The 1,766-nt window shown below is 42.1% G+C and carries 3 protein-coding genes; all 3 read right to left on the bottom strand.

Going from position 1 to position 1,766, the window contains the following annotated elements:
* Nucleotides 1-458 (bottom strand): amidase family protein (locus B2X33_RS01180; protein ID WP_296666941.1); only part of this gene is annotated, 458 nt, incomplete at its 3' end.
* A 130-nt stretch (nt 459-588) separates the two neighbouring features.
* Nucleotides 589-897, bottom strand: a complete 309-nt coding sequence (gene gatC, locus B2X33_RS01175; protein ID WP_296023208.1) for an Asp-tRNA(Asn)/Glu-tRNA(Gln) amidotransferase subunit GatC — start codon at nt 895-897, stop codon at nt 589-591.
* A gap of 155 nt (nt 898-1,052) precedes the next feature.
* A partial coding sequence (locus B2X33_RS01170) for a hypothetical protein (protein WP_296666939.1) occupies nt 1,053-1,766 on the bottom strand: 714 nt, incomplete at its 5' end.

The following is a 1,766-nucleotide window of genomic DNA, read 5'->3' as shown; positions in this document are numbered from 1 at the left end:
ATAGGATTTCTTGTAGGCCCGTAAATTGAATATTCGGTTGAAGAGCCCATCGCGAATTCGTCCTGATTGCATCTTCCAAGCGGAATTGCACCGGCGTCCAAAAGCCGCGCGATTACAGTCGCGTTGTAAGGCGCACGGTATCCCTGCAGAATTTTTGACGAGCAGGTAAGAGATTTTCCTTTTACGGAAATGTTGTCTTTTACGGCAAAAGGAACGCCAAGAAGCGGCTTTTCCTCAAAAAGTTTTCCGACTGTGCCGTTTTTTCTTGCCTCTGCAATTTCCGCGTCAGCAGCGTTCGCCTTTTCAACAACGTCGTCGTAAATTTCAAGAAAAGCGTTCAGCGGCTTTTCAGATTTTTTATCATTTTCAAAAGTATCAACAGAAGCCTTAACAAGCGCGGCAGAAGTTGTCTCGCCGGATTTCAAGGCTTTTACAGTTTCTTCTATTGTATAAAACATATTTTCACCTTATGAAGATTTAAAAGCAGGATTTTAAGGGCGCAGCCCTTAGGAGAAAGGGGGGCGGCACAACGAAGTGTGACGCAGGGGAAAGGCTTTTCCCCTTCCCTATCTTAAAATTTCTTGCTTTTTACGCTCCCTCGCCAAGAACTTTAGGAACCTGATAATATCCGTCCATAAATTTGTCGGTTGTCTGCTTGAGAGATGGAATATCAAGCCCCGGAACAATCTCGTCCTCGCGGAGCTTTTCAGCCTCGGTTGAAGGATAAGCGTCATAAGGATTCTCGGAGTCGTCATATTTGGAAAGAATGTCAAAATATCCAACGATTTCGTCCACTTGTTTTTTAAGTGTTGCCATGTCAGTGCTTTCAGGGGAAAGCCGGCTGAGCTGCAGCAAATTTGAAAGAGTTGTCTCGTCTACAGTTTTCATAGAAAGCATTTTACATAAAAACGCGGAAATATGGAAGTAATAGAAATTGTCTGTAAATCGCCAGCATTTTTTTTAGAAAAATAAAGATTAAAAAAAACGCAAAAAAAACTCCGCCAGACAAATGCCCGGCGGAGTTTTTTTACATCAATTGTTTTTTTTACGGATTACTGTCCGATTTTTGTTACGCCTGTTGTATGGGCAAGCAATGCAGAATTCAATTCTTCATTTACGGCGTAGCTCGCATCATCTATGGAATTATCAAAGTTCCAAGCAAAGTCAGGATTATGCCGTCCGGCAAATTCAAGAACTGAAGCCTTTGCAACATCAGGAGATGTCGGCAGGTTTGTAAGACCAAGACCTGCATCGCCTAAAGTTGTATCAAAATTTGAATAAGCATGGTTTCCAGATTTTGAGAGAACAGTTGCCGGAACAGTCTCGCTTCGCTCGTCAACTTCGTAAGCATCAATATTAGACATATCAGCCCCGCTTGAAAGCGTTGTTTTCCATCCCGTTGAAGCAATCACCTTGATTTCAGAGATATTAAGCGAATTAGAACCAGAATTCACAACAGCAATAGTGCTGTCCTTTGTCACAGAAACAGCAATTTCAACATCTGTGTAAGATGTGTTTGAAATTGAATTGCTCTTTGTGCCGTTAACACTTACAGTTGTTGTAGCACCCGATGTCGAAGAGCCTGTTTTAGCTTTCAAAACAACTTTCGTTGTATTCGCAGGAACATCAAGATAGAACATCGTCTTTCCTTTTGAGCCTTGATAGTAAGCGCCTTTCTTTGCCGCATCTTCTATCGCAATCAGAGAATTTGAGGCGATTGTGTCTGTAGAGTCTGTAACAGCAGAATCATAAATAGTCCAAGTTCC

Source organism: Treponema sp. UBA785 (assembly GCF_002297065.1).
GTDB lineage: Bacteria > Spirochaetota > Spirochaetia > Treponematales > Treponemataceae > Treponema_D.
Note: the sequence above shows the minus strand (reverse complement) of the source record. Positions and strands in the feature narration are given on the sequence as shown.